At 55.4% G+C, this 23572-nt stretch carries 24 protein-coding genes and 1 tRNA gene; 17 read left to right on the top strand and 8 right to left on the bottom strand.

Features of this window, described 5'->3' with window-relative positions:
• Genes SPHFLASMR4Y_RS15365 through SPHFLASMR4Y_RS15355 form a run of 3 tightly spaced genes read right to left on the bottom strand, consistent with a single transcriptional unit; the run spans position 1 to position 2402 of the window.
• Entirely contained in the window at positions 1–1119 is a 1119-nt protein-coding gene (locus SPHFLASMR4Y_RS15365) for an efflux RND transporter periplasmic adaptor subunit (protein ID WP_089134331.1), read from the bottom strand.
• Positions 1120–1521: a PaaI family thioesterase gene (locus tag SPHFLASMR4Y_RS15360; protein WP_089134330.1), complete on the bottom strand. Its 402-nt coding sequence runs from the start codon at positions 1519–1521 to the stop codon at positions 1120–1122.
• Positions 1518–2402 (bottom strand): alpha/beta fold hydrolase, encoded by an 885-nt coding sequence (locus SPHFLASMR4Y_RS15355; protein ID WP_089134329.1) that lies wholly within the window; start codon positions 2400–2402, stop codon positions 1518–1520. Before SPHFLASMR4Y_RS15355 ends, SPHFLASMR4Y_RS15360 begins: the two co-directional genes overlap by 4 nt.
• A gap of 76 nt (positions 2403–2478) precedes the next feature.
• Between SPHFLASMR4Y_RS15355 and SPHFLASMR4Y_RS15350 the strand changes: the two genes are divergently transcribed.
• The 17 genes from SPHFLASMR4Y_RS15350 (at position 2479) to SPHFLASMR4Y_RS15270 (ending at position 20621) form a co-directional block, all read left to right on the top strand.
• Entirely contained in the window at positions 2479–2952 is a 474-nt protein-coding gene (locus tag SPHFLASMR4Y_RS15350) for a MarR family winged helix-turn-helix transcriptional regulator (protein WP_089134328.1), read from the top strand.
• A 197-nt stretch (positions 2953–3149) separates the two neighbouring features.
• Positions 3150–4501 (top strand): IS3 family transposase gene (locus SPHFLASMR4Y_RS15345; RefSeq protein ID WP_089132006.1). Its coding sequence is split into 2 segments (ribosomal slippage): positions 3150–3486 and positions 3486–4501, totalling 1353 coding nucleotides; the frame shifts between segments, so codons are not numbered across the junction.
• Positions 4398–7172 (top strand): CHAT domain-containing protein, encoded by a 2775-nt coding sequence (locus SPHFLASMR4Y_RS15340; protein ID WP_089134327.1) that lies wholly within the window; start codon positions 4398–4400, stop codon positions 7170–7172. Before SPHFLASMR4Y_RS15345 ends, SPHFLASMR4Y_RS15340 begins: the two co-directional genes overlap by 104 nt.
• Before the next feature lie 536 nt (positions 7173–7708).
• Positions 7709–8332, top strand: coding sequence for a hypothetical protein (locus SPHFLASMR4Y_RS15335; protein ID WP_089134326.1), 624 nt, complete (start codon positions 7709–7711; stop codon positions 8330–8332).
• Positions 8333–8606: 274 nt separating this feature from the next.
• Positions 8607–10343, top strand: a complete 1737-nt coding sequence (locus SPHFLASMR4Y_RS15330; protein ID WP_186265968.1) for a tetratricopeptide repeat protein — start codon at positions 8607–8609, stop codon at positions 10341–10343.
• Between the two features lie 165 nt (positions 10344–10508).
• The gene (locus SPHFLASMR4Y_RS15325) at positions 10509–10775 is read left to right on the top strand and encodes a hypothetical protein (RefSeq protein ID WP_145955565.1); all 267 of its coding nucleotides are present in this window, start codon (positions 10509–10511) and stop codon (positions 10773–10775) included.
• Positions 10776–10839: 64 nt separating this feature from the next.
• Entirely contained in the window at positions 10840–11109 is a 270-nt protein-coding gene (locus SPHFLASMR4Y_RS15320) for a hypothetical protein (protein WP_089134323.1), read from the top strand.
• 1 nt (position 11110) lies between these two features.
• Entirely contained in the window at positions 11111–11524 is a 414-nt protein-coding gene (locus SPHFLASMR4Y_RS15315; RefSeq protein ID WP_089134322.1) for a hypothetical protein, read from the top strand.
• 73 nt (positions 11525–11597) lie between these two features.
• Positions 11598–13658, top strand: coding sequence for a hypothetical protein (locus SPHFLASMR4Y_RS15310; RefSeq protein WP_145955564.1), 2061 nt, complete (start codon positions 11598–11600; stop codon positions 13656–13658).
• A gap of 3 nt (positions 13659–13661) precedes the next feature.
• Positions 13662–14453, top strand: coding sequence for a hypothetical protein (locus SPHFLASMR4Y_RS15305; protein WP_145955563.1), 792 nt, complete (start codon positions 13662–13664; stop codon positions 14451–14453).
• Entirely contained in the window at positions 14450–15106 is a 657-nt protein-coding gene (locus tag SPHFLASMR4Y_RS15300; protein WP_089134319.1) for a hypothetical protein, read from the top strand. The genes SPHFLASMR4Y_RS15305 and SPHFLASMR4Y_RS15300 overlap by 4 nt, the downstream gene beginning before the upstream one ends.
• A 30-nt stretch (positions 15107–15136) precedes the next feature.
• Entirely contained in the window at positions 15137–15880 is a 744-nt protein-coding gene (locus SPHFLASMR4Y_RS15295) for a hypothetical protein (protein WP_145955562.1), read from the top strand.
• Positions 15877–17196 (top strand): hypothetical protein, encoded by a 1320-nt coding sequence (locus SPHFLASMR4Y_RS15290; protein ID WP_089134317.1) that lies wholly within the window; start codon positions 15877–15879, stop codon positions 17194–17196. Before SPHFLASMR4Y_RS15295 ends, SPHFLASMR4Y_RS15290 begins: the two co-directional genes overlap by 4 nt.
• On the top strand, positions 17189–17971 hold the full coding sequence (locus SPHFLASMR4Y_RS15285) for a hypothetical protein (protein WP_089134316.1): 783 nt from the start codon (positions 17189–17191) through the stop codon (positions 17969–17971). The genes SPHFLASMR4Y_RS15290 and SPHFLASMR4Y_RS15285 overlap by 8 nt, the downstream gene beginning before the upstream one ends.
• Before the next feature lie 337 nt (positions 17972–18308).
• Entirely contained in the window at positions 18309–18557 is a 249-nt protein-coding gene (locus SPHFLASMR4Y_RS15280; protein WP_089134933.1) for a DUF3489 domain-containing protein, read from the top strand.
• Positions 18554–19012 (top strand): DUF2924 domain-containing protein, encoded by a 459-nt coding sequence (locus SPHFLASMR4Y_RS15275; protein WP_089134315.1) that lies wholly within the window; start codon positions 18554–18556, stop codon positions 19010–19012. The genes SPHFLASMR4Y_RS15280 and SPHFLASMR4Y_RS15275 overlap by 4 nt, the downstream gene beginning before the upstream one ends.
• Positions 19005–20621, top strand: a complete 1617-nt coding sequence (locus tag SPHFLASMR4Y_RS15270; protein ID WP_089134314.1) for a recombinase family protein — start codon at positions 19005–19007, stop codon at positions 20619–20621. Before SPHFLASMR4Y_RS15275 ends, SPHFLASMR4Y_RS15270 begins: the two co-directional genes overlap by 8 nt.
• Positions 20622–20829: 208 nt before the next feature.
• On the opposite strand, the gene SPHFLASMR4Y_RS15265 is transcribed toward SPHFLASMR4Y_RS15270, so the two are convergent.
• The 5 genes from SPHFLASMR4Y_RS15265 to SPHFLASMR4Y_RS15245 all read right to left on the bottom strand — a co-directional run bounded on the left by SPHFLASMR4Y_RS15265 (position 20830) and on the right by SPHFLASMR4Y_RS15245 (position 23434).
• Positions 20830–20905: transfer RNA gene (locus SPHFLASMR4Y_RS15265), tRNA-Phe, on the bottom strand.
• Between the two features lie 101 nt (positions 20906–21006).
• Positions 21007–21210, bottom strand: a complete 204-nt coding sequence (locus SPHFLASMR4Y_RS15260) for a DNA gyrase inhibitor YacG (RefSeq protein WP_089134313.1) — start codon at positions 21208–21210, stop codon at positions 21007–21009.
• A 3-nt stretch (positions 21211–21213) separates the two neighbouring features.
• Positions 21214–22683: a sodium-dependent transporter gene (locus tag SPHFLASMR4Y_RS15255; RefSeq protein WP_089134312.1), complete on the bottom strand. Its 1470-nt coding sequence runs from the start codon at positions 22681–22683 to the stop codon at positions 21214–21216.
• A gap of 50 nt (positions 22684–22733) precedes the next feature.
• Positions 22734–23114, bottom strand: a complete 381-nt coding sequence (locus SPHFLASMR4Y_RS15250; RefSeq protein WP_089134311.1) for a histidine triad nucleotide-binding protein — start codon at positions 23112–23114, stop codon at positions 22734–22736.
• Positions 23114–23434 (bottom strand): phosphoribosyl-ATP diphosphatase, encoded by a 321-nt coding sequence (locus SPHFLASMR4Y_RS15245; protein ID WP_089134310.1) that lies wholly within the window; start codon positions 23432–23434, stop codon positions 23114–23116. Before SPHFLASMR4Y_RS15245 ends, SPHFLASMR4Y_RS15250 begins: the two co-directional genes overlap by 1 nt.
• Between the last annotated feature and the right edge of the window lie 138 nt (positions 23435–23572).

The following is a 23572-nucleotide window of genomic DNA, read 5'->3' as shown; positions in this document are numbered from 1 at the left end:
TTACCTTGCAGGCTTTCTTTGCTTGCGCGCTACTTTTTGTCCATCGCGCAAAGTGGATGGTGGGTTTTGGATGATTTTTTCGCCGCTTTGAACGCCTCGGGTGACCTTGACCCGTTCGAAATCTATGCTTTCAACCTTTACATCCCTTTGGCGTGCAATACCATTCTCGAACAGGAATACATATGCCGCCGCGCTATCACCTTTGACCGCCGATCTAGGAAGAATAATTGCAGATTCTGGCGGTGTCTCGATGAGCGCCCGCACACCTAGTCCGCTGCTGATCCGATAGTTTGGGTTTCTTATCGGCAATCGCAATTCAACCGTCCGGGATTCCGGGTCAACCCGGTCGTTAATTATGAACACAAAGCTGTCGAATGGCTCATCAAAGCCATCTATGTAAACTTTTGCCTTCTGGTTGAGCTTCAAGTCATCGACCCGGGCCTGCGGAGCACTGACGATCGCGGCCACTATTTCAAGTTCCTGTAGTTGCAAGGCTGCAGATTGTTCACCCATCGAAAAGCTATTGTTGAGATAGGACCCCTCATCGACCAATCTGGCTGTAACGACGCCGTTATATGGAGCGCGTGCAATAGTGTCGCGAAGCGCTTGTTTAGCGGTGGCCAGTACCGATTGCGACTGCGATACCTGTGCTCTGGCGACGGCTAAGTCTGTTTCCACCTGTTCGACTTGCGCTTTCGATACAAAGCCGCGCGGCGCAAGTGCAATTACGCGGTCATATTGTCGCTGGGCCTGTATCGCCTGCGCTTCGGTCAGGCGTAGCGCTGCGGATGCTTCTGCAACACGTCTTTTATAATCGGCTTGCCTGATCTGGAAAAGCGCCTGGCCCTTTTTGACCCTATCGCCGACGGTCACAAACATAGTTTCAAGCGGTCCAGCCACGAGTGTGCCGATCGCACTGGTCTGCTTGGCCGCAATCGTTCCAAAAACCTCAACAGGATCGGTCAAAGGTTCGGATTTCACTGTCAGAAAGTCTACTTCGAGGGTCGCGCTTGCTTGAATGTGTTCACCATCGGCATTCGCATTATCGTCGCTCGCACAGCCCGAAACCAAGCCCAGCACGGTTACAGACAGAAGAAATATAATATTTTTGGCATCCATTTACGCGCTCAAATATGTCCCGCGCCCGCTAGCAACCAATCGGCCATCGGCATCCAGAATGCGCGTATCTGCGGTACTTATCGTCTTTCCTAGCTTGATTACCTGCCCAATGGCACGAAGCGGACCTTTGGTGGCTGGACGGTGATAATCTATCCTCAAATCGGCGGTTGCCTTTGCGGAGCCGTCCGCAGAAATAATCGTGTATAATCCGCATAAATCGATCAGGGATGCGAGAATGCCACCGTGCGCGGTCCCAATCATGGGATTGGATATAATCTCATCTCGCCACGGCATTTCCAGTTCCAGTTGATCGTTGTTTTGCTGCACGATCTGCAGGCCCAACCAGCGATGAAAAGGAGCGATTTGCAGCAGGTCAGCAAGGTTGTCTGGATCATATTTCATGCCACGGCACCGCGATTGTGGGTCGCATTCAAAAAGGAGATTATCGCCGAACAAAACGCATCATTGCGGTCACCGACGACCATATGGCCAGCATCCGCAATATTGGTCAAAAGCGCGCCGGGAACCAATGTTTTAAAATGGGCTACGGCCTCTTCAGACACCATGTCGCTGGAACCTCCGCGTATGAGATGAACCGGCAGCGTTAATTTGGCGGCCGCAGCGCTTAACCTGTCGAAACCCTCGTCATTTACTGCGGTAGTATTGTCCCGAGCGCGCGTTACATGGTGAATAAAATTGGGATCCCAATGCCAATAATATCGCCCGTCTTCCCGTTTACGTAAATATCGATCAAGCTTACCCCTGCCAGAGCGTTTCTCGCGCTTCGGCATATACTCTGAAATAATCTTGGCAGCTTCTTCTGGGGAGGAAAATCCATCTGTCATGTGGGCCTGCATGAACCCAACCACCCTCGACACTCCGACGGCTTCCATCTTCGGCGCAATATCGACCAACGTCAGCGACCTAAAGCTCTTAGGAGCCAGTTCACCGGTCGCAATCATACCCGCAATTCCGCCCAGTGATGCTCCCACCAACGCTGGAGGATTACTAAGCTGCTTAGAGATAGCAATCAGATCACGCGCAAAATCGCGCATATCGTATGCGCCGTCCGATGCCCACTCACTATCTCCGTGACCGCGCATGTCGATGGCCGTCGCGCGGTAGCCAGCATTGGCGAGTTCATCCAGCACCTTCTTCCATGCATGACGGGTTTGACCGCCACCATGCGCAAGCATCACTGGAAAACCGGTTTTGGGCCCGGTCGAACTAGCTGTAATCTTCAAGCCGTTATGACCGGTCAAGATATTATCTTCATGATCCATGCCGATTTTATAGGCTGTATAGTGGCGAATAGTAAAGGGCTTTATAATACACTAAATTTACTATATAGCCGCTATCATGACAAACGAAGCAGCTACGATAAGCATCGACGCGCAGGACGGCTTTCTGAATGAGAGCGATGAATTTGCGTTTCTGCTGGAGGAAGTGCCGCGAGTTCTGCGCAAAGCATTTGATGAATCGATTGCTCAGTTCGGCTTGTCCCGCACCCAGTGGAGAACCTTGGCCTATCTGATCAAAACAGAAGGGATGACACAGACCGAGTTGGCAAATTGCCTAGAACTGGAACGCGCTACTATTGGACTAACGATTGATCGTCTCGAAAAGCTGGAATTTGTCGAACGTCGATCGGCAGAAGGTGATCGGCGTGTCTGGCGGATATTCCTGCGTCCAAAGGCAATAGAGATCATCCCAGAGCTCCGGAAAGAAGCCGACGCCGTTTACAACAAGATGTTAAAAGGCATTTCCGAGGCAGATCTGGCGACCATACGAACCAACATGGAAAAAATGGCTCGAAATCTAAGAGTATGTTGAACAGCTCACGTTCTTAAGTCTGACTGTTTCTGATCCTTCTCTCCCGTTGGATCAGATGGAGCGAGTGGCTGGGGGGCCATTCGCTCCTTTTATATCGCTATTTGTCATACTTGTTCCCCGTCAGCACCTATGTCACCAAATTGATGTTGTGAATTAAGGAGTGTTTTGGTTTCATCGTAGTGACGAAGGAACGAAGCATGAAACCAAAACACTCCACCGCAAAAAAGCCCGCAGAGCGGGTGGTTAAAGATATCCGCCGTGCGACCCGCCGGCATTTCTCAGCAGAAGACAAGATACGGATCGTGATCGACGGCCTGCGCGGTGATGACAGCATTGCCGAGCTGTGCCGCAAGGAGGGCATAGCGCAGAGCCTGTATTACACTTGGTCGAAGGAGTTCATGGAAGCCGGCAAACGTCGGCTGGCCGGTGACACGGCCCGTGCTGCAACCAGCGATGAAGTGAAAGACCTGCGGCGGGAGTCGCGTGATCTGAAGGAATGCGTGGCCGACCTGACCCTCGAGAACCGTCTGCTCAAAAAAAGCATGATCGCGGATGGGGACGACGACGCATGAGATATCCGGCATCGGAGAAGCTTGAGATCATCAGGATCGTCGAGCAATCACATCTGTCAGCGCGCAAGACGCTGGATAAGTTGGGGATCCCGCACCGAACCTTTTACCGCTGGTATGATCGGTATCTGGAAGGGGGGCCTGAAGCGCTGGCTGACCGGCCATCGGCTCCAAGCCGGGTGTGGAACCGGATCCCTGCCGAAGTGCATGACCAGATCATCGATCTGGCGCTGGAACGTTCGGAGCTCAGTCCACGCGAACTGGCGGTGACGTTCACCGATGAACAGCGCTACTTCGTGTCAGAAGCCACGGTTTACAGGCTTCTGAAGGCCCACGACCTGATCACCAGCCCCGCCTATGTCGTGATCAAAGCTGCTGATCGATTCCACACACCGACCGTGCGGCCCAACGAGATGTGGCAGACAGATTTTACCTACTTCAAGATCATTGGCTGGGGGTGGATGTATCTATCGACGGTGCTGGACGATTACTCGCGCTACATCATCGCCTGGAAGCTTTGCAGCACCATGCGGGCCGAGGACGTCACCGACACGCTGGACATGGCTCTGGAAGCTTCAGGCTGCGACCAGGCAGCAGTTATGCACAAGCCACGGCTGCTCTCTGACAATGGCCCGAGTTACATTGCGGGTGAACTGGTAGAATATATCGAAGCACAGAAGATGAGCCATGTACGCGGCGCCCCCTTCCATCCGCAAACACAGGGCAAGATCGAACGCTGGCACCAGACTTTGAAGAACCGCATCCTGCTGGAAAACTACTTCCTGCCAGGGGACTTGGAAACGCAGATCGAGGCGTTCGTCGAACATTATAATCACCAGCGCTATCACGAAAGCCTGGGCAACGTTACGCCTGCCGATGCCTACTTCGGCAGAGCACTCGCCATCATCAAAAAACGAGAAAGGATCAAAAAACAAACCATCGAACATCGGCGCTTGCTACACCGCAAGCTTGCCGCTTAATATCAACCAACCAGATGGAACCAATGCTCCGTTAATTTACGCAGCCTTCAGTGCCAAATGTTCTGACGACGGACAGGCTGCTTCCGACCGTGCGGCGGCTGATGCGCGCGATGCGGTGGAAAAGGGGGACTGGCTCGAGGCATACGGCAGCTACCACTGGGCACAGCGCTTTCGCCATTATGTTTACCAGGGCACGCATCCCGATGAGTTCGACATGGAACATGCCCTTGGTGAAACAGCAATTCAATCCGGGTTTTTTGTATATGCCAAGCGCCATTATGAAAGTGCTTTCCAGAACCGAACAAAGTTAATCGGGCCGTCTCATCCCGATACGCTAGTAAGCCTGACGGGATACGCCGGAGTGTTGATCGAAATCGGTCTGCCCGATCATGCTTTGTCGATTCTTGCGCCTGCTGTGGGCCGCGCGAAAGACGCGCTGGGACCCGATCATCCGGTTACAATCGATCTACTGCAGCAATATGGTCGCGCACTTATGCAGTTGAACCGCGTCTATGAAGCGGAGCAGACTTTTGCACTGGTTCTCGCCGAGCGCGAACGACTTGATACAGGCAACGAAATTGCGAGAGCGATCAGTGCTGCTGACTTGGCGAATGCGCTGGCGGTGCGCAACCGATATAATGCGGCCAAGCCCTATGCCGAGCGAGCTGTGAAGACGCTAGCTGAAAAGTATGGCGTTCGCCGTACGGATGTTGCGAGGTCGCAGGCTTCCCTCGGAACTGTATTGCTCGGTTTGGGCGAAGCAGAGAGCGCTGAGGTACATTTTCGTTCTGCTATCGCTGCGCTGGATGGAACCGGTGCGGACCTTCCTTTACGAAAACGGATCAATCAAAGGCTAGGACTGGCTCTATTAAGGCAGCCCGCAAAACGCGATCTTGCTCTTGGCCCCCTCCAAGCGGCTGCAACTGACCAATCTCAAATCGGAGGCTTCAAGCGCGAGAATGGTAATCACGCAGTCCATCGTCTGCTGATTGACGCGTATTATGCGAAGGCCGATGAAGCCGGCTCGAGCATGGATGCTCTGGAACTCGCCGACCATAGCCCGGGTGTTTTTCGTTCGATGCTGCAATCATTCGACAATAGTGCAGATCGAGCGATCGTTTCCGCGATTGGCCGCAGTGCCTCCGGAGCATCTGGTGAACTCGTGCGCACCCGCGAGCGAATGCTTATCGAAAGGGAAGAGCTTCAAGCGGAACATGCAGCTGCTCAAGGGGACGGAGGAGCCGAGTCTGAAAAATTCAGAATTGCACTAATACATAACGGCGATGCAATCCGCCGGAATGAGGATAGGATCCGGAAGATATTCCCAGAATATTTCGATTTTCTGGGATCAAAAACCATCGACATCGACACGCCTTACGAGCTCCTCAGGCCAGGTGAAGCATTGCTCATGGTAGTGCCGACCGAGATCTCGACCCAGATACTCTATTACGCAAACGGCCATCATGTCTGGAAACGGACGTCGGCTACGCCTGAAGAAATAAACTCGGCGGTTCGCCGGCTTCTCTGGGACGTAGGTGCGCCCAATAATGCATCACCGGCCGAGATTGTTTCTTGGATGGATGAAATGGCAAATAAAGGGGCCTATCCGTACTCCTTTGCGCAGGCAAAATTTCTTTATGACCAGTTGTTCTCTGGCCTCAATCGGGATGATGTCGATCATGTTTTTGTTGTGGCGGACGGACCGCTCGCGTCGCTTCCATTGGGGTTGCTGGTAGACGAAATTCCGCAGGGCAGGACTGGCGATCCGAAAACGTTGCGAAGTGCCAGTTGGCTGTCAAATCAGTTGAGCTTTTCGGTTTTACCGTCGTTGCAGACATTGTTTTTTCTTCGTAAGCACAGGGCCGGGGATAACCACGCGACCAGAAACAAGTTTATCGGAATTGGCGACCCTATCCTTGACGGTGATGCAAATACGCGAGGTGGCTCTGCGCATCGCCGAAGGTCTGGCAACCACGCGCCATCGCTGCGAAATGTTTTTCGAACCGGTGGAATAGGCACGGACGAAACAAAAATCGCTTTGGATGAATTGCGTTCGCTGGCTCGACTGCCTGGCACCGCTGAAGAGCTAACGAATTTGTCTCAGATATTTGGATCGCCGGACAACAGTCTTTATTTAAGCGATCGAGCAACGGAAACGAATGTCAAATCGCGGAGATTGGACGCCGACGTCTTGGCCTTCGCGACACATGGACTTTTAGCTGGCGAGATTAATGGCGCTATTGAGCCCGGCTTGGTCCTCACCCCCCCAGCGGCTGCCACTTCGAATGACGATGGCTATCTCGCGATGTCGGAGATCGCCTTTCTTGATCTTGATGCCGAGTGGGTTATCTTGTCTGCATGCAACACGGCAGCAGGCGACGGCAGCTCTGGAGCGGCGGGACTATCCGGTCTGGCGCGTGCTTTCTTTTTTGCTGGCGCAGAAAATTTGCTCGTTTCTCACTGGCCCGTGCGTGACGCCGTTGCTGCAAGAATGACGGTGCGCACGGTCGAACTGACTACGGGAAAAAGCCCGCTTACACGCGCATCCGCTCTCCAGCAGGCGATGAAGGAAATCCGCGACGATCCGTCGCGCGATTCAGCAGCTGACTCTTGGGCGCACCCCAACGCCTGGGCTCCATTTTCGCTGGTTGGCGATGGCTCCGCAAAGTGAAGGTTTGTTGAAGCGCTGAAGTAGCATCAATAGTTTTCCAAGCAATTGACGAACAAGACTTGGTCGGGAGCAGCTACATGAATGAAGACCCGATTTTTGGGGCCTGCTTCAGGCTGGTCGGATGGCCGAGATGAGGGCGCGAAACGGACATAGAATTTGGCTAGCTAGAACGTCGGCTTCTGGGTGGCTTTGCGACCGTCTGCTTATGGGTGCCCAGATAGCGCTAGCGGACACTAGCGTAGGAATGTTGGTTTACAGCTTCGCGCCCTCATTCCCGCCGTTACATCCCGATTCCAATTTGGTTGACACACGGTACCAGTTGTAGTCCGCCAAAACTTTTCGATGTGTAATGAAAGGCCGACGTTGAAAAGAGTCAATATGCGCGTGCTACTTCCTTCTAACTGACTAACGACATAATCTATCTTTCGCCAATAAGCGATAGAGGGAGTTTAAAATTCCCATTTTCCTCTGTTTGACCTTACCATAATTATTTCTCATAATTGCCGTCCCCCTCGAGCCGAGAAAAGCGGAACCAGATGCAGCAAATTGACGATGATATTGTCGTAATCTGCCCTCAGTGCGAAAAGCCTGCAAATATATCAGGTGGCGTCCGCTTGGGTTGCGACTGCTGCAATCTTAGCCACAACCGCACCAATCGACGTTTATATGGAACGGTCGGGACAAGTTTCGAACGAGCAGCTGAATTGGCTGACTGGTATGGCCGCACGGCGCTAGTTCCAACGGAGCCACCCCGGTGCCGTAAATGCGGAAACAACCAGAGACCTCCGCTTTACAAACGCGACGCGGCTCAAAAACCCACCTTTGTTGATGACAAGCTCAATGGCTCCTGCCCGACATGCGCCGAAAGCTACGAGATCGAGGCCCGCTGGGTGCCATATCATCGCGCCGGAGATGTAAGGGAGCCCTATTTTGGTACGCTTCTATATCTGGTCGAGGAAACTGCAAAGGGATATATATGGGCCTATAACCGCGCCCATGCCGAAGTCTTGCAGAACTATTTCGCAGATGGCCTACGCAAGCGCTCCGGGGACGCAGCCCACGAGACTATGACCGCAAACCTGCCGAACTGGATCAAGCTGGGCACAAACAGGACGCTAGTGGAAAAGGCGCTGAACAAATTGATCAAGATGTCAGGTTGACCTTTCTGAAGCTTGGTAATCGTTGAAATAACTTGCTTTCTTTCGTATTTCACGATCAAAATATGAAGCGTCGACTGTTTGAACCAACCCGGTATGGGTGCGGAACATTTATACGCCCGAGACCCGATGCGCAGCGATGAATTCACCCGTGGGTCCGGAGGGGGAAAAAGGGAGGTTTGGGCAGCATTTGACAGAATTGCGTTCCTGTAAATTTCATTCGGTACAGTTTTTCCCGGATGCCTGCCTTGTCCAGTCCGCCGTCGGCACGGTTTCCATGGACCGAACGGCTGCGGCGCTGTTGACGGTCTTGCTCGAAAACTGTGGTGAACTGGTATCCAAGGACGATTTGATCGAGGCGGGATGGTCGGGGCGGATCGTCCATGAAAACTCTCTGGCGAAAGCCATCGGTCGGGTGCGCGACGCGCTCGGCAAGGAAAAACATCTGCTCGAAACCGTCTTCGGACTTGGCTATAAGTTGGTTGGAGAAGCGAAGTGGGAGCAAGCCCACCATCCGGCGGCCAAGAGGCCAGCCGCAAAAATTCCAAGCAGAGAGTCTTTCCCTCTTAAGCGGCTCCGAAATGTCTTCAAGTCTCGCCGGGCAGCGATGTTCGGGATCATTGTCGGAATGTTGGGTTGCTTTACGCTATATCTGGCTTGGGAGAACTGGCCGGCCAAGGCAAGCGCGGACCGGAACGCCGAAGCAGATGCGCTGGTCGCCTATATATCTGGTGAACTGATTTCGTCCAGTGACCCCTATGCTGCTGAGAAATTTGATCCCGACTTTCGTGCAGTGGTCGACAAGCTGTCCATGTCGATCGACACGCGATTTGCCGATTTTCCGTCTTCGCTCGTACCCCTCCACCTCAAGATGGCCGAAGCGGTCAGCGGCTGGGGCGAATATGGCCGGGCCGTAAAGCATCTCGATGCGGCGCGGGAATATGCCGAAATCCACCTCCCGCCGTCCGATCCCATATTTGTCCGGATCGATACCGATCTGTGCCAGCAATTGCGGCTTGCGGGCAGGACTAAGCGTGGCTCCAGAATTTGCCAGCGCGCGGTAACGGGAGCCGAGGCACGCGATTCGGAACGGATGAGCAAGGCACGGGTCTATCGCGCGAAAATGGCATTTGAAACCGGCGACTATATCGCCGCCCGCGACGAGCTGCGCAAGGCGGTCGACAGGCCCGACGGTCTAGCACCCCATTTGCTGGCAGACGCGCACTGGTTTCTTGGCCTGTCCGAACGGAAACTGGCTCATTTTCCTGCCGCAGAAGCGGCGTTTCGAACGCATATCGAAATGCGCGTCGAACAATTCGGGGACGACCATCCGTTAACGGCATGGGCATATGCCGATTATGGTGACTTTCTGATCGATGCCGGTCGTACAGACGAGGCTGTGGTTGAACTGCAAAAGGCACAGAAGATTTTTGACGCTCGGCTCGGAGCCGATCATATCGAATCCCTGTCTCCGCAATATAGCCTGGCGCTGGTCCATGTGGCGCAGCGCAATTTTGGCCAGGCGCGCGCCATGCTGAACAATATTGTGCCGATCTATCAGCAACAGCTGGGAGCCGACCATTTCTGGACCCTGTATACTAAGACGGAACTGGCTGCGCTGGAAGCGAAGATCGGCCAGACCGACAATGCCGCAAAGTTGATGATCGAGGCGCAAAGGGATGGCGAAGCCGCGCTCTATGGCCGACCGGCCAAACAGAGCTGGTTCTACCTCCGCTGGACAGAAACCCTGGTCGAAGCGAAGCATGACGAAGCGGCGCAGACGCAGCTCAAATTGGCCCAATCGGCACTCAGAGACAGTTTCGGAACAGATCATCCCTGGTATGCCCGCAGCCTGTGTCTAGAAGCCCGGCTGGCATTGCGGAAGCAGAAGCGACCGCTCGCTGCCAAAAAGGCGGACAGCTGCCTCAAAATCCTACAGCACTCCGAAATTTCCCAATCCTACCCCCTGCTCGCGGATGCCAAGAGGCTTGTGAAGGATATGGCGGCCAATTAGCCGACGGCAGGCAAGCTACTAAAAATGAAAGGAAAACTGGGAAATTCAGAATTTTTCAGAATTTTTCAGTGGGTTCGGCAAAGACTGATCACAGCTTTCAGGGTGGATGGGCTCGACACGCCATATCGCGATCAACGCGAAGCAGCGTCGTAGAGGATGTGAACCATGAACCCATCATGCCGAAAGCCTGGCGCCATCTTGGCCGGTGTATTGATCCTGTCGTCATGGCCGACCATTGCCATCGCCGGTGTCGACAACACCAACGCAATTGGTGACACGCGATCTGAAGCCTGTTCCAAAGCGAAGAACAGCGCGATCAAAATCTATGGCAGCGACCGGATCAGCGGCTTTGGTCCGTGCCAATGTTCGCGGGAAGGTGGCGGGCAAGTCATCTGGTATGACTGCAATGTCGATGTCTATCTGAAGGACTGAAAATCCAATTCGAACTCATGAGATAGTGGCCCACTCAAATTAGACCGAATGAATTAGGAGACAAATGATGCGAAATACCAAAGTTCTTCCGGCAATGCTGCTCGCTTTACTGCTTGCCATGACGGTTTCTACGCCAGCCCATGCCGGAACTAAAACTTATCCGGTCGAAGGTTCCGCGATGACCGAGCCGCTTGCCTGCAGAGCGGCCATCCGTATCACGAAAACCGGCAAGACCGAAAAGGATATTGTTTCGACCAGCCCGTGCCGTTGCGTTGAGAAGTACGTCAATCACCACGTCTGCACCGTTGACCTGACTATTCGGACGAAAGACTGACGTGTCGCGATCTGCCTTCCTGATGGCGCCATCAATCGGCTTTGTCCGCATTGCCGGGGCAGCGATCCCAGGGTTGACAATGTGGCTCGCCTATCCCTCGACCGCATCGGCCCAGCGGCTGGATGACAGGGATTATGAGGCCTGTTCCTTTTATGATCGCGCGGACCGGATTATCGATTATGATCAGGACTGTCTTGAACAACGCCGAGACATTTACCGCCGCCGGCAGGGTCGTCGCGGGAATATCTATCGGGGCAATGCCTTGTGCCCCTGGCACGCCAATGGTGGTCAGGGATATAATGCGACCTTCTATCTCGACGGCCGCAATGCCAGCCTATTCGGCACATGGGATGCTGCTTTCGACGGCCGGCCCTGCGTCCCGCGCGGACGGCCGTTTACCAGAGGCTATCCGTGAACGATCAAATTTCGACATCAGCCGCTGCCGTGCTAGGCACGCAAGAGACGGGAATTAAAGGGAGAAACCAGCTGTGAAATTAATCGGTCTTTTGTTCGTCGCCATCGGGTTCGCCATTGCCTCCCCTGCGCTGGCGCAGGAGAATTGGCGAGACAATGCGCGGTTCGTCGAATATCGACTGGTCAATCCTTACGGCGCCGGTCTTTCGGAGCAGGAGGCTGCGGCTTCCGACAAGGCCAAGCCGCCAATCGCCAATGCCAAATGGGATCACGAACCCTGCGCGCTGGCCTATCAATATCAATATAGCCTGACCCGGCTTCCCGATGACTTGAGCGCGGCAAAGGCCAAGATTGCAGAATCGATCGCGTTGTTCCGGACCGAGGGTCTGTCCGACGACCAGCTGGCGAAATCGCGACAGCAAGCGCTGTCGGAACTGGCCAGCGCCGAGGCAGAAATTCGCCGCCGCGCAACTTCCTTCGACCGGAATATTCCGAAATGTCAGGGCGTCTATTACCGGCCCGCCGTCGAGCAGGTTTGCGACCGCATCGGCGCGGACGAGAACAACCGCTTTTGCCGTGCCGTCAGGCAAGGCGGCTTGCCCGGCGTCAGCTTCAGCGAAGACCGCGCTGCCCTGGCCTATAGCCTGGCCTGGAATTATGTCGGCGCGGTCCGGACCCGCGGCTTCGACTTTCTGATCGACAATGGCTGGCGATCGTGGGTGACCGGAAACAAGATTCCAGCCGATATCAAGCGTCCCCTATTGCGGACGGTCATCGGTTCTGACGGTCGAATTCGCTCGACCATTTACAGCGCAGCGGAATTTGAACGCGACATGCTGGACTGGATGGGAAAAGGCGGCGTCATGGTGGTCAGTTCGAAAGTTGAAAAGCTGAAACTCACCAACTCCGCCAGACCGGAAAAAGACACGGCGAGATTCGGAACATTCCAGTTCAATTTCGAACTGGTGCGCGAGCTGGCCGACAATTTCAACGCCGACCAAACCGCTGTCCTGAAGTCCATTGCAACGGACATCGGTGTAAAGCCGCAAGTCGGCGAATTCCTTCAGTATCCGCGCCTGCATTTCGAGATGTATGCCTATGATGTCTTCCTGCGCGAGCATATGGGCCGGTTCAGCGTCCGCTTCTGGGATGGAACCGTCCATCCGCTCGAAAATGCGGCGGTGATGGGCCAGGCCCCCGATGGCATGCCGCAAATGTCGAGCTACAACAGCTATGTGACGCACGCGACGATGATACCGACCGCTCGCGATATCGCCCTCCTGACCCATGCCGATGCCAAGGATATTCTGTTCGAGGTCGAAATGATGGTCGAGGATGGCAAAATCGATGCTGTGACCTTCGAATATGGATTGCACGGTGCCACAGGCGATTTCCGTGATTATGTGGCCGATATATTCAGAAAGTCGGATCAGTCCCTCGTCGCAATCGCTGCAAAAGCCAAAGAGACCAGCGATCGTCTGGCGCGAGAGAAGGCGGAGTCTGATGCCAAATATGCCGTCGCCAATGCACAGTTTCGGGTCCGGCAACAGGCGAAGCTCAAGGCAACATTGCTGGAAGCCAGTGCCGTGCTGGCCAATGAACGCCCGGCCCCCCATGGATGCGGGAATTTCCCCAGCTATGACGATCTCCGGCAGCGGGCAGCGGCTACGAATAATGCCGACGCTACGGCAGTTCAGACCTGCATGAGAAACTGGTACCGAAAGGCGAATGTGGCGAAGGCAAAATTGAGCGGGATTTCATCAACTTTGTGGGAATTTCGCCGGACGGCAGATGCGGACCTGATGCGGGACCGGATATATGATGTCAAAAAGCAATGGGACAAATATATCCAATCCGGGACTGAAGAGATTAACCGGTTCGAAGAAAGGGTTGCCGACAACAATATCCGGGTTGCGAACCGCAATGCGCAGAGTGCGAGCGCCAGTACGCCGGCCTATAAGGTACCGCAATATCGCCGTCGCCGTTCTGTGCCGCCCCGATATTCGGACAATAGCGGTTCGGGCGAGATGACACCCAAGGAACGCTTCCTGACCTATGGCATCCAGATGCCGGAATATCGCCCCGTCGAAATTCCGCGACTGACACCGGGCTATCTCAGCAGCGGATGGTATTGAGCAATGGCAGAAATAATCCGACGCGAACCCATGTCACTGGTTTCACCCATTGCGTCGAAAGCAAAACAGGCTGCAGGCGCATTGATTGCAGCATTGGTCCTGCTGTCGGCACCCTCGACCGCCGAGGCGCGCTATATCGATCACGACAATCTTGACGCCCTGTGCACCGCGCCGATCGATGCCCGCGCCAAGGATATCCGCGCCGGTTTCGAAAGCGCCTGGTATGATCTCGATGTTCATGGCCGTGCGATCGGTTGGAAAATGAACCTTCACGACGCCAATTTCGGTAAGACTCCGCTGCCAGAAGGAAGCGAGCTGCGCGAGCGGGCCGATCGGTACAAGATGGATCTGCAACGGCTGATGGTATTTGTGGGCGAGCTTTTCCCCCATTTCAACCGGTCGATGGACGTCCCGGCTCTCGCCGACCGGTTCGCCACGCGATCGGTGCCGGCCTACGACTGGGAAGGGTCGGAAATGAAGACCGCCCTGATGGAAAATTATCTCACCGCGGACCATCAGGAAAATGGTGCGCGGGGAGCGGCCTTCATCCGGGCGCTTGGTAATCTTGAAGATGATGCTCTCGCGCTTGCCAGCGGCGCGACCGCTCCGGATTTTTTCGAGCATAAAGGCGCGCTCGACGAGGCGTTTGACGCATTCATGCCGGCGCTCAAACAGAGTATTTTTTCGCCGTCGCTCGAAGACGCGCTGGAGCGTCGCCTTGGCCCCGTATGCAAGGCTCACGCAAAAGACAGGCGGGCACGCCAGTCAGCAGAAACCGAGGGGAATGATCGATGAACAAGGCCCTCAAGATCATCATGTGGATTGTCATCGCCAATATCGCGGTCATTCCGCTGATCTTGCTGCTGAATGGCACCGGAGCGGTCCCGGATAGTACCGCCAGTCCAGAGGACGTAAATGCCGCCCAGATCGACGATGCGGCGCCCGTCCAACGTCCGGTCAATCTTGGCGATCCAGCAGCGCTTGCCGCATATAGGGCTGAGAATGACAAGCTGATCGGCGCGCTTGATCGCGATCTCGACCATATCATCGGCGCCGACAAGAAATCCTTCGTCGTCGAGCGTCAGGCCGGCGGCTCTGGATGTGATATCGAGCTGGTGGCGCAAACACCCGATGAAAGCCTTGTCCGCTATGCGCCTTTCCCGGTTCTGGCGATTGTCGGGATGGATGGTGCGATCCGTGATGGCGATGGGCCGATGAACAGCCACGTTCTGAGAATCATGATCGACCAGAGAAAAACCGCCAATCCCGACGTGCCCACCGTGATGGTTTCCATGCCGTTGGAAACAGAGCCTTCGAAGCGACTCTCCCAGCTGCCTTATTTCGACATGCCGCACGAAAGCGCGACCGAACGCGATCGCATCAAGAGAAGGCTTGCCGAGATAATGGAGCGATGCAGCGACATTGCCGAAGCAGAGGCGAAAATCTGAGAGCCGGTGGTGAAAATGAAACATAATTTTATGACTCGATTTATTCTTGTCTCAACGGCTTTTGCAGTGGCGTGCATTTCATCCCCCGCCCAAGCGGGTGAACTCTGGATCGATTATCTCGAGGAACGTTTCGATATATGCGCGCCAGTGGGAGGTGACTCACCATTTGAACCCCGCGCCGCCGATTTTCTGCGCGATCAGGTTTACGAGCTCGACAAATTCATGCCCTCGGAGGAATCGGGACCATCGCGTGCGCTTGATGCCGAGGGGCAACGCAGCGCCCACTTCGACGATGCGCGCCAGCGTCGGTTAATCGCATGGCTGGATCAGAATCACAGAATTGCGCTAACCATATTTCCGCCGCTCGAACAGCATCGCAGGGTCGAGGTGGGCCAGATTGAAACGATCAATATCCGCGCTGTGCATTCGCAGCTGGGGGTGCCATCGCCCCATGCGCCTTTGCGAGCAGCCTTTGGCAAAGCTCTAATCGGCGGCTGGCCCCTGATGGACGACTCGGGCGATACGACAGGCCCGGCGCTGTTTGAATTTCTGGCGGCACGAAGCGCGGCGGAGCGCTTGCTTGGCGAACCGGCCGACGAGCCATTGGAAGCAATTCAATCGGACGAATTGCTGCTTGCCTTGGAACGGGTGGAAGCAAGTTATGAACGGCTGCGACCGCTGTTGCTTGGCTTTGTCGACTGGCAAGGCTTTGCCCCGGCTCTGGAGATGCAGCTGTGGGCGGCCTGCTTGGCTGCAAGGGAGAATGATCAATGATATGGCTGCGCTCTGGTGGATGGTCTTTTGTCTCGCTTATGGCAGCCGTCGCAGCGACGCCGCTTGCCGCGCAGGAACCACATGACAATGTCACTCGGATCGCCTCTCCTTATGCCGTGATCGCCGATCGTCACGGTTTGACCGAACCGGCCGAATTTCCAGTCCCCCGCGCCAATGCGCCGGCCTGTTTCAATGCCTACGAGGATATCCGCAAGATTTCGGAATTGCACGATCTGGTTACCGCCCGGATGGAGCAAACGAAGGAGATTGTTGCCGGCGAGCCTGCCGTTGATCAACGCCGGGCTAGCGACGCGTATCGCGCAACATTGTCTGACGACATGCGCTCCCATATAGCGGCCGCTGCCGTCAGCATTGCGGTGCTTCCTTATTGCCGCGGGCTATATTTGCGGTCTGACTATGAGCTCTATTGTTCCGATGGGGAAAATCCGCGCAACGGTTTTTGCGGAACCAAGAAGGACCGACCACCGGCAGGGGTAACCCTGACTGATGACGAACAGGACTATCGCAAGGCCTTGTCGCAGGAAATGCTGGCGATCCTCGCTGCACAGGGCGAGAGTATTTCGTTGTCCAGATTCAAGGTGGCGCCGTTTCAGGATTTTGACGGGTCAGCCTATCCCGCGTCCGATGAAGCAGGCGAGAGCGAAGCAGAATTGCCCGACCCTGAGTCCCAGGCTTGGGCGCGGCTCTATCGACGCACGGCATCCGAGGCAGGAGGATTGCTTAGCCAAGGCTGGCTGGGCGACAGCGATATGGATACGGAGTCGGCGGCGCATTGGAAGGTGATCGTCGAGCCCGCCCAATATGCATCGGTCGAGGCGAATGAACTGGGCGGCGATCCTGCTGCCGCGCGCGCTTTGGGGCTGGAACCACGCTATGGCCCGTTCATACAGCTGCCGCGGTTGCGGATTGCGATCGAGTTACCGCAGAGCCTGTTTGCCGAAAACGAAGCGCAGCTCTCGGTAATAGATGCAAAGGGCGGACTGGCGACTTTGACCACACCCCTACCGGTCATCCCGCCGGACACTCTATCGGGCCGTTTCGGTGCCGAAGCGACCAGCACGTCATGGCTATGGGCCTTCCCCAATACAGAGGAGTGGCGACAAGTTCGAGCGGCTGAGGACGGCTGGCTGATCGCAACCATCCCGATCCTGCTGCCTGATGGCAGCCACCAGCCCTTCACGATCCGCGCTCCGCTCACCGGATTCGCACAAGCAATCGAGGAATTTGCAACGATCCAGCGCAAGATTACCGCCGAATATGACGCGGTTGTGAGTCCTGGTGAACGCAATGAATAAGATAGCGGTGATAATCGTGGCGGCGGTCTTAACCGTTACGGTCGGCACGCTGGTTGCCATGGAGCGGTCACCGCTTGGGGCAGGCGATCCTCCCGCTGAGTATTTCGAGCCCCCCAATGGGCCGATCGACCTAACCCCTTTTTACCGGAAGCCGATTGAACATTGCGCGGCCGGAACCGACAAGGACTATCGCCGCACCATATCCCATTTCCACAAGGAGCTGGAATGGCTTTCCGAAACGATTGGAAAAATCGGTCCGGCCGCGGAACAATTGGGTACCCGACCCAGCAGGCCGCCGACCAAGGGCAGGCCACCCGCAAAGGCGGAAGCAATCAAGGAAATGGCGGGACTGTCCTCCGAGATCGGCTATCATCTCCGATCGTTCCTGCCGATCGACGAATATCCCAACGCCATTCATGGTTGGGGAAAAATGCTCCGCGATGGCGAGATCAACCTGCCTCGCGACCATGACGGTGAACAGGGCGTGCTGAAGGTGATGGAGGGAGCGTTTACGCTCTCTATGTACGAGCTCGCTCCGCAATCGCGGGTGGCCGCGGGTGAATTTGTCGAAGCCGTCGAGATCCTGTTTTCAATGACCGAAACAGAATCCCGTACCATGTCCGCCAACCCGGCAGTACCGCTCGAGATCAAGAACCAGGCAAAAGACGTTCAGGCGCTTTATCCGGCCTTTCTCGCTATCGTCGAGCAAACTCTCGCGCACCCCGATTACCCGCGCGTCATTGCGCGCTCTGCTTATGGTTTGTGCAAGCAGTAAGGGAGGGCATTTAGAACCCGTCCGCGGCATTTCGCTAACTTGATCCAGTTTGATCTGGCCAACCAATTCCCCACCTAATTTTTACGTCTAGCACTTACTAATTGAATGGCAGGTTTGGGTAGTTGAGAAATGTTGCGGGAACGTCCGCAAATGGGGCGTTAGCCGACTAGCCGCTTTTGACAAAATTCGGATAATCCACTGGACTTCGGTGTTTGTTCGAGCATTGCTATTGAGGTCGCTGCAAAAAACCGCGACACGCCGCAGGGTTTTCAATCCCATCCGCGGCTTGGGTCAGTGGAAGAGCCGGATAGACCGGCTCCAATGCTGGAGACCCAATGTGCAAACGACAAAGCCCAAGACCCAAACCAAATCCGCCACCGTTATTGCGCTGCTAAACCGAGGCAAAGGCGCAACTCTTGGTGATATTTGCAAAGCCACAAAATGGCAAACCCACAGCGCTCGTGCGTTCCTGACTGGCCTGCGCAAGAAAGGCTTTACTATCACCCGCGAACAGCGCGGCGATGATGGCACGGCCTACAGGATTACACAGAATCCGGATCAAAGCGCGATACAGGCAGCATCATGACCGCACTCGAACAGCAGTTGGCCGAACTGATGACAATGCCTCCTGCCCAGCTGCGAGCTTTGTGGCGCGACACATATCGATTGCCTGCTCCCGACATCGGACCAGACCTGCTCAGGCGCGGTATCGCCAATCGCCTGCAGGGACGTGTGCACGGCAGCCTGACAGGCGCCACCAAGCGAGAAATCCAGCGCCTTCGCAAACGCGTCGAGCGCACCGGAAAAGCCGGCTACATGCACGCCATCTCGTTGAAGACCGGAACCAGGCTGGTTCGATCGTGGAACGGCAAAAGCTTTCATGTTCTGGTATGTGATGACGGGTTTGAGTTTGAGGGGCGCCACTACGAGAGCCTCAGTCATATCGCCCGAGAGATAACTGGCGCCCATTGGTCCGGCCCTCGCTTTTTCGGATTGAAGAAGCGGAGCGGATACAAATCCAAGGCATCGGCTTATGTCTGACAAACCCAAAAAGCTGCGCTGCGCGATCTATACCCGCAAATCGACCGAGGATGGTCTGGAACGGGATTTTAACAGCCTCGATGCCCAGCGCGAAGCCTGTGCTGCCTATATACTCAGCCAAGCTAGTGAGGGCTGGGAAGCCGTTTGCGAGCTATATGATGACGGTGGCTGGTCTGGCGGTTCAATGAACCGACCTGCCATAACCCAGCTTCTCGGTGACATAAAAGCCGGCAAAGTCGATGTCATCGTTGTGTACAAGGTTGATCGACTGACCCGCTCGCTAGCTGACTTTGCCAAAATCGTTGAGATACTCGACGAGAACGAAGCCAGCTTTGTCAGCGTCACCCAATCGTTCAATACAACAACCAGCATGGGGCGCCTGACGCTGAACGTCCTTCTATCATTCGCACAGTTCGAGCGCGAGGTGACCGGAGAACGTATCCGCGATAAAGTGGCGGCATCCAAGAAGAAGGGCATGTGGATGGGGGGCGGGGTTCCGTTCGGATATGAGGTTGTGGAACGCCAGCTGGTGATCAACCAGTCTGAAGCGGTAATCGTGCGCTGGATGTTCGAGCGCTACACAGAAACAAAATCAGTCCCGCAACTGGTCGAGGAAATGGCGGTTAAGGGCTTCAAGACCAGACAGCGCATCTGGAAAACCGGTAAAGTTGTGGGCGGAGTAACCTTCAAGACCGGCACCATGACCCATCTCCTTCAGAACCCCGTATATGCTGGCAAGGTGAAACATAAGGAAAATATCTTTGATGGAGCCCACCAGCCCATCATCTCTCAAGAACTGTTTGATCTTGTCCAGTCCAACTTTCAGACAAATAGACGCACCAATGCACTGGGCAAGAAAAGTCGCAACCCAAGTCTGCTCACAGGCATTATCACGGATCCAGATGGCAAGCCGATGACACCCACTCATGCGACCAAGGGATCAAAGCGATTCCGCTATTATGTGACACGGACACTGCCAGGAGAGCAATCAATCAAATGGCGGATGCCGGCTGGAGAAATCGAGCGCTTGGTGGTTGGTGCCATTGCCAAGCAACTAGGCGATATCGTTTCTGACGGGTCTGAGACCGCTGAGCAGCTCTCCGATCAAATCGACAAACGTCGGGAGATTGCGAAAGCCCTGCCCGACATGACGATCAGGGAGCAGCGCAGAATATTGCTCGGCCGCCAGACCCGCGTGGAAGTCCACGAAGCTGCCATAAAAATATACTCCAAAGCAACAGACGAGGATGAGTTCACCCCAATTTCCGTCAAGGCCAAGCTGGTGAGCAAGGGTTCCGACTTGAAGCTCGCTATCGCGCCTGATCAAGGCCCACCCAGACGTGACCCCGATCCGGTGCTTCTGCGACTGATCGCCCATGCTTTTGCAGCACAGGATCTTCTGCTCTCAGGAAAACCTTCACCGATGATCGCAGAATATAGTTCGCGACATGTCCAACAGCTCGCCCGGCTGAGTTATTTAGCACCTGACATTATCTCCGCGATTGTCGATGGCACGCAGCCGGTTGATCTGACAGGTCGCAGGATCCTGCGCATCGGCAATGTTCCCCTCTGCTGGAGAGCCCAACGTAAGCTATTCGGCTTTAACTGAAGCCCAAACCCAATTAAATCCAAGAGTGCATCTGGTGCCAGCATTTTGGGCCATGGAGATAAATGGGGATTGTTGCCCACTATTGTCGCTGCCAAATGGTCTCTGGTCACCGGAACTCCCAAATGACGCGAGCTAACCCTCTAGGAAATAGATATAATATTGGCGCACGATGGCTGTGCCGCGAGACATTGAAAATTAAGGAAAAAGGTGGTGCCCGAGGGCGGATTCGAACCACCGACACAGCGATTTTCAGTCGCTTGCTCTACCAACTGAGCTACTCGGGCATCTTGGCCTGCGCGCTGCGCGGGCCACGTTAGGAAGCGACGCTATAGGCGGGGCTATTGCCGCTTGTCCAGCCTAAAAATGGCGCTTTTATCACGCCTGTTCAGTCCTCTCCATTTCGCCCGGAATCCCCGGTCAGATGTTCGGCCAGTTCATCCGGTGAAACGGCCTGTCCGGGGATTTTATAGCCATTGCCCAGCCATTGCAGCAAATCGCGATCCTTGCAGCCAGCGCTGCAGAAAGGCATCCATTGTTCCACGGCGTTATTGCCGCAGACCGGGCATTTCGGGCTTTTTGTCCCTGCCATCGACTATCCCTGCCCCAGAATTCCGGGAAACAGACCGGTGAGCAGAATCGCGGATATAACCAGCGGGCAGAGCCAGCGCACCAGAAAAAGCCAAATGCGATGCAAATTGCCATCGAGTCCGTTTTCGCTGTCAATCAGCCTGCGGTCGGCGATCCAGCCGACGAAAATCGACAACAGCAGAGCTGATGTCGGTAGCAATATTTTCGCGGTCAGTTCGTCAATGATCCCGAAAACCGGCTGTCCGGAGAAGATCATGAAGTCGAATGGGTGGAAATCCGCCTGGCTGTTGAACGAAAAGCTGGCCCATGCACCGATCAGGAAGGCAAGCCCGCCAAGCAGGATAGAAACCAGCCAGCGCGGCTGTTTGAATCGCCCGATCGCCCAGCTAACCGAAGCCTCGAGCAGCGCGACCGCACTGGTCAGCGCGGCGAAAAACACCATGATAAAGAACAGCAGACCGATCAAGGATCCGGCCGGCATGGTCTGGAAGGCCACCGGCAGATTGACAAAGAGCAGACCGAGACCACCTTGAACCTGTTCCTGACCGTCGAGTATGGCGCTCAGACTGGCCGGTGCCAGCACCGAGAAAGTGATCGGGAAGATGGCAAGCCCGGCGATGATCGCAACCGATGTATCGGCCGTGGCGATCTGAGCCGATGTTTTCGCCAGATTGATATCTCGCGCGGCATAGGCACCATAAGTAACCATCAGCGCAGAACCGAGCGACAGGGAAAACAGGGCTTGGCCCAGCGCGGAAAGCTGGACCGCAGGGTCGAGCAAGCGGGCCGGTTCGAAATCGAACAGAAAGGCCAGCGCCGCGGCAAACGATCCGGTGAACGCGCCATAGATAGTAATCGCGATCAACAGAAAGAAGAATGTCGGCATCAACCAGACGGCCACCTTCTCGATTCCGCTGCTGACACCGCGGCCGACCGCAATGATCGTCAACACCATGAAAATCGCGTGCATCGCGATCATTTCTCTGCTGTTGGCATGCAGGGCGGGCAATATGGCTTGCACCTCGTCAACCGAAAAGCCGTGCAATGCCCCTCGCGCCGGAGCGCTCGCACCGACCGCACTAAAAAAATCTCCTGCAAACACACCAATATAATGAACGATCCAGCCGGCCAAAACGCTATAATAGGCTAGCACCAGAAAGGCGCCGCACATCCCGATACCGGCTACCAACGACCACCAGGTCGAAGCACGGGACTCGATCGCAACCCGCTTCATGCTTTCGACAGCCGAGGCCTGACCGTGTCGCCCGATCACGGTTTCCGACAGCAGAATCGGCAGTCCGATCAGCAAAACACAGAAAATATAGAATATGACAAAAGCGCCGCCACCGTTCGCACCGGCTTCGGCGGGAAAGCGAACCAGATTGCCCAGACCTACAGCCGAACCGATCGCTGCCAACACAAAAGCCGTCCGCGAGGACCAACCATCACCACCTGCTGATACTGCGCCTGCCATATCTCAAATCCCCCGATTCCTGACCAGTTCCGGCCTTGTTGCCTTTGTTACTAGCCGCGCATCAACATCGGGCCAAGCGGTTTTCCCGCAAAAATATGGACGTGCAGATGCGGCACTTCCTGATGGCCATGCTGGCCGACATTGGCGAGCAGGCGATAGCCCGGCTCGACCATCCCGGCTTCGCGCGCCACTTGGCCGACCGCCCGGACAAATCCGGCAATCTCCGCATCGCTCGCCTTGGCCGAAAAATCGTCCCAGCTGACATAGCGGCCCTTGGGAATCACCAGAATATGCTCGGGCGCCTGTGGATTGATATCATGAAAGGCAAGAACCCATTCGTCTTCATAGACCGTCTTGTTGGGAATCTCGCCGCGTAGGATTTTCGCGAAAATATTGTCGTCATCATACGGCTGCGTCGGATCGATCGCCATCAGCTTGCTCCTCTTGCGGCTTTTTCCTCGAGACCGGACAGTCCCTCCCGACGGGCCAGTTCGACGATCACGTCATCCAGCGACAAATCCATGTCGGCCAGCAGCACCATCAGGTGAAACAGCAGATCAGCGGCCTCCCCGGTCATCGCCGCCTTGTCATCCAGCACAGCGGCGATCACCGCTTCGGTCGCCTCTTCACCCAGCTTCTCGGCCATTTTGGCCCGGCCCTTGGCGCGCAAACTGGCGACATAGCTTTTGTCCGGGTCCGCAGCGCGGCGGTCACGGATCGTCTGTTCGAGAGATTTTAGAATATCGGTCATTGCAGTCGGTTTGCGCGACCGATCGCCTGTTCGTCAAGCCCTTGCGGCAGAAGATTGCGCGCCCGGGCAACAGCAGCCGTCCTAGCACGCCGATGTACCGGGCATCGGCTATGTTGCGGCAATCGGCACTCGCGGCAG

Origin of the sequence: Sphingorhabdus sp. SMR4y, assembly GCF_002218195.1 — a bacterium.
Classification (GTDB): domain Bacteria; phylum Pseudomonadota; class Alphaproteobacteria; order Sphingomonadales; family Sphingomonadaceae; genus Parasphingorhabdus.
The sequence above is the reverse complement of the archived record's forward strand: the minus strand, read 5'-3'. Positions and strand labels throughout refer to the sequence as shown.

Coding starts and splice junctions, on each gene's coding strand:
- SPHFLASMR4Y_RS15365 (WP_089134331.1), bottom strand. CDS start 1,119: ATGGATGCCAAAAATATTATATTTCTTCTGTCTGTAACCGTGCTGGGC.
- SPHFLASMR4Y_RS15360 (WP_089134330.1), bottom strand. CDS start 1,521: ATGAAATATGATCCAGACAACCTTGCTGACCTGCTGCAAATCGCTCCT.
- SPHFLASMR4Y_RS15355 (WP_089134329.1), bottom strand. CDS start 2,402: ATGGATCATGAAGATAATATCTTGACCGGTCATAACGGCTTGAAGATT.
- SPHFLASMR4Y_RS15350 (WP_089134328.1), top strand. CDS start 2,479: ATGACAAACGAAGCAGCTACGATAAGCATCGACGCGCAGGACGGCTTT.
- SPHFLASMR4Y_RS15340 (WP_089134327.1), top strand. CDS start 4,398: ATGCCTACTTCGGCAGAGCACTCGCCATCATCAAAAAACGAGAAAGGA.
- SPHFLASMR4Y_RS15335 (WP_089134326.1), top strand. CDS start 7,709: ATGCAGCAAATTGACGATGATATTGTCGTAATCTGCCCTCAGTGCGAA.
- SPHFLASMR4Y_RS15330 (WP_186265968.1), top strand. CDS start 8,607: ATGGACCGAACGGCTGCGGCGCTGTTGACGGTCTTGCTCGAAAACTGT.
- SPHFLASMR4Y_RS15325 (WP_145955565.1), top strand. CDS start 10,509: ATGAACCCATCATGCCGAAAGCCTGGCGCCATCTTGGCCGGTGTATTG.
- SPHFLASMR4Y_RS15320 (WP_089134323.1), top strand. CDS start 10,840: ATGATGCGAAATACCAAAGTTCTTCCGGCAATGCTGCTCGCTTTACTG.
- SPHFLASMR4Y_RS15305 (WP_145955563.1), top strand. CDS start 13,662: ATGGCAGAAATAATCCGACGCGAACCCATGTCACTGGTTTCACCCATT.
- SPHFLASMR4Y_RS15300 (WP_089134319.1), top strand. CDS start 14,450: ATGAACAAGGCCCTCAAGATCATCATGTGGATTGTCATCGCCAATATC.
- SPHFLASMR4Y_RS15295 (WP_145955562.1), top strand. CDS start 15,137: ATGACTCGATTTATTCTTGTCTCAACGGCTTTTGCAGTGGCGTGCATT.
- SPHFLASMR4Y_RS15290 (WP_089134317.1), top strand. CDS start 15,877: ATGATATGGCTGCGCTCTGGTGGATGGTCTTTTGTCTCGCTTATGGCA.
- SPHFLASMR4Y_RS15285 (WP_089134316.1), top strand. CDS start 17,189: ATGAATAAGATAGCGGTGATAATCGTGGCGGCGGTCTTAACCGTTACG.
- SPHFLASMR4Y_RS15275 (WP_089134315.1), top strand. CDS start 18,554: ATGACCGCACTCGAACAGCAGTTGGCCGAACTGATGACAATGCCTCCT.
- SPHFLASMR4Y_RS15270 (WP_089134314.1), top strand. CDS start 19,005: ATGTCTGACAAACCCAAAAAGCTGCGCTGCGCGATCTATACCCGCAAA.
- SPHFLASMR4Y_RS15260 (WP_089134313.1), bottom strand. CDS start 21,210: ATGGCAGGGACAAAAAGCCCGAAATGCCCGGTCTGCGGCAATAACGCC.
- SPHFLASMR4Y_RS15255 (WP_089134312.1), bottom strand. CDS start 22,683: ATGGCAGGCGCAGTATCAGCAGGTGGTGATGGTTGGTCCTCGCGGACG.
- SPHFLASMR4Y_RS15250 (WP_089134311.1), bottom strand. CDS start 23,114: ATGGCGATCGATCCGACGCAGCCGTATGATGACGACAATATTTTCGCG.
- SPHFLASMR4Y_RS15245 (WP_089134310.1), bottom strand. CDS start 23,434: ATGACCGATATTCTAAAATCTCTCGAACAGACGATCCGTGACCGCCGC.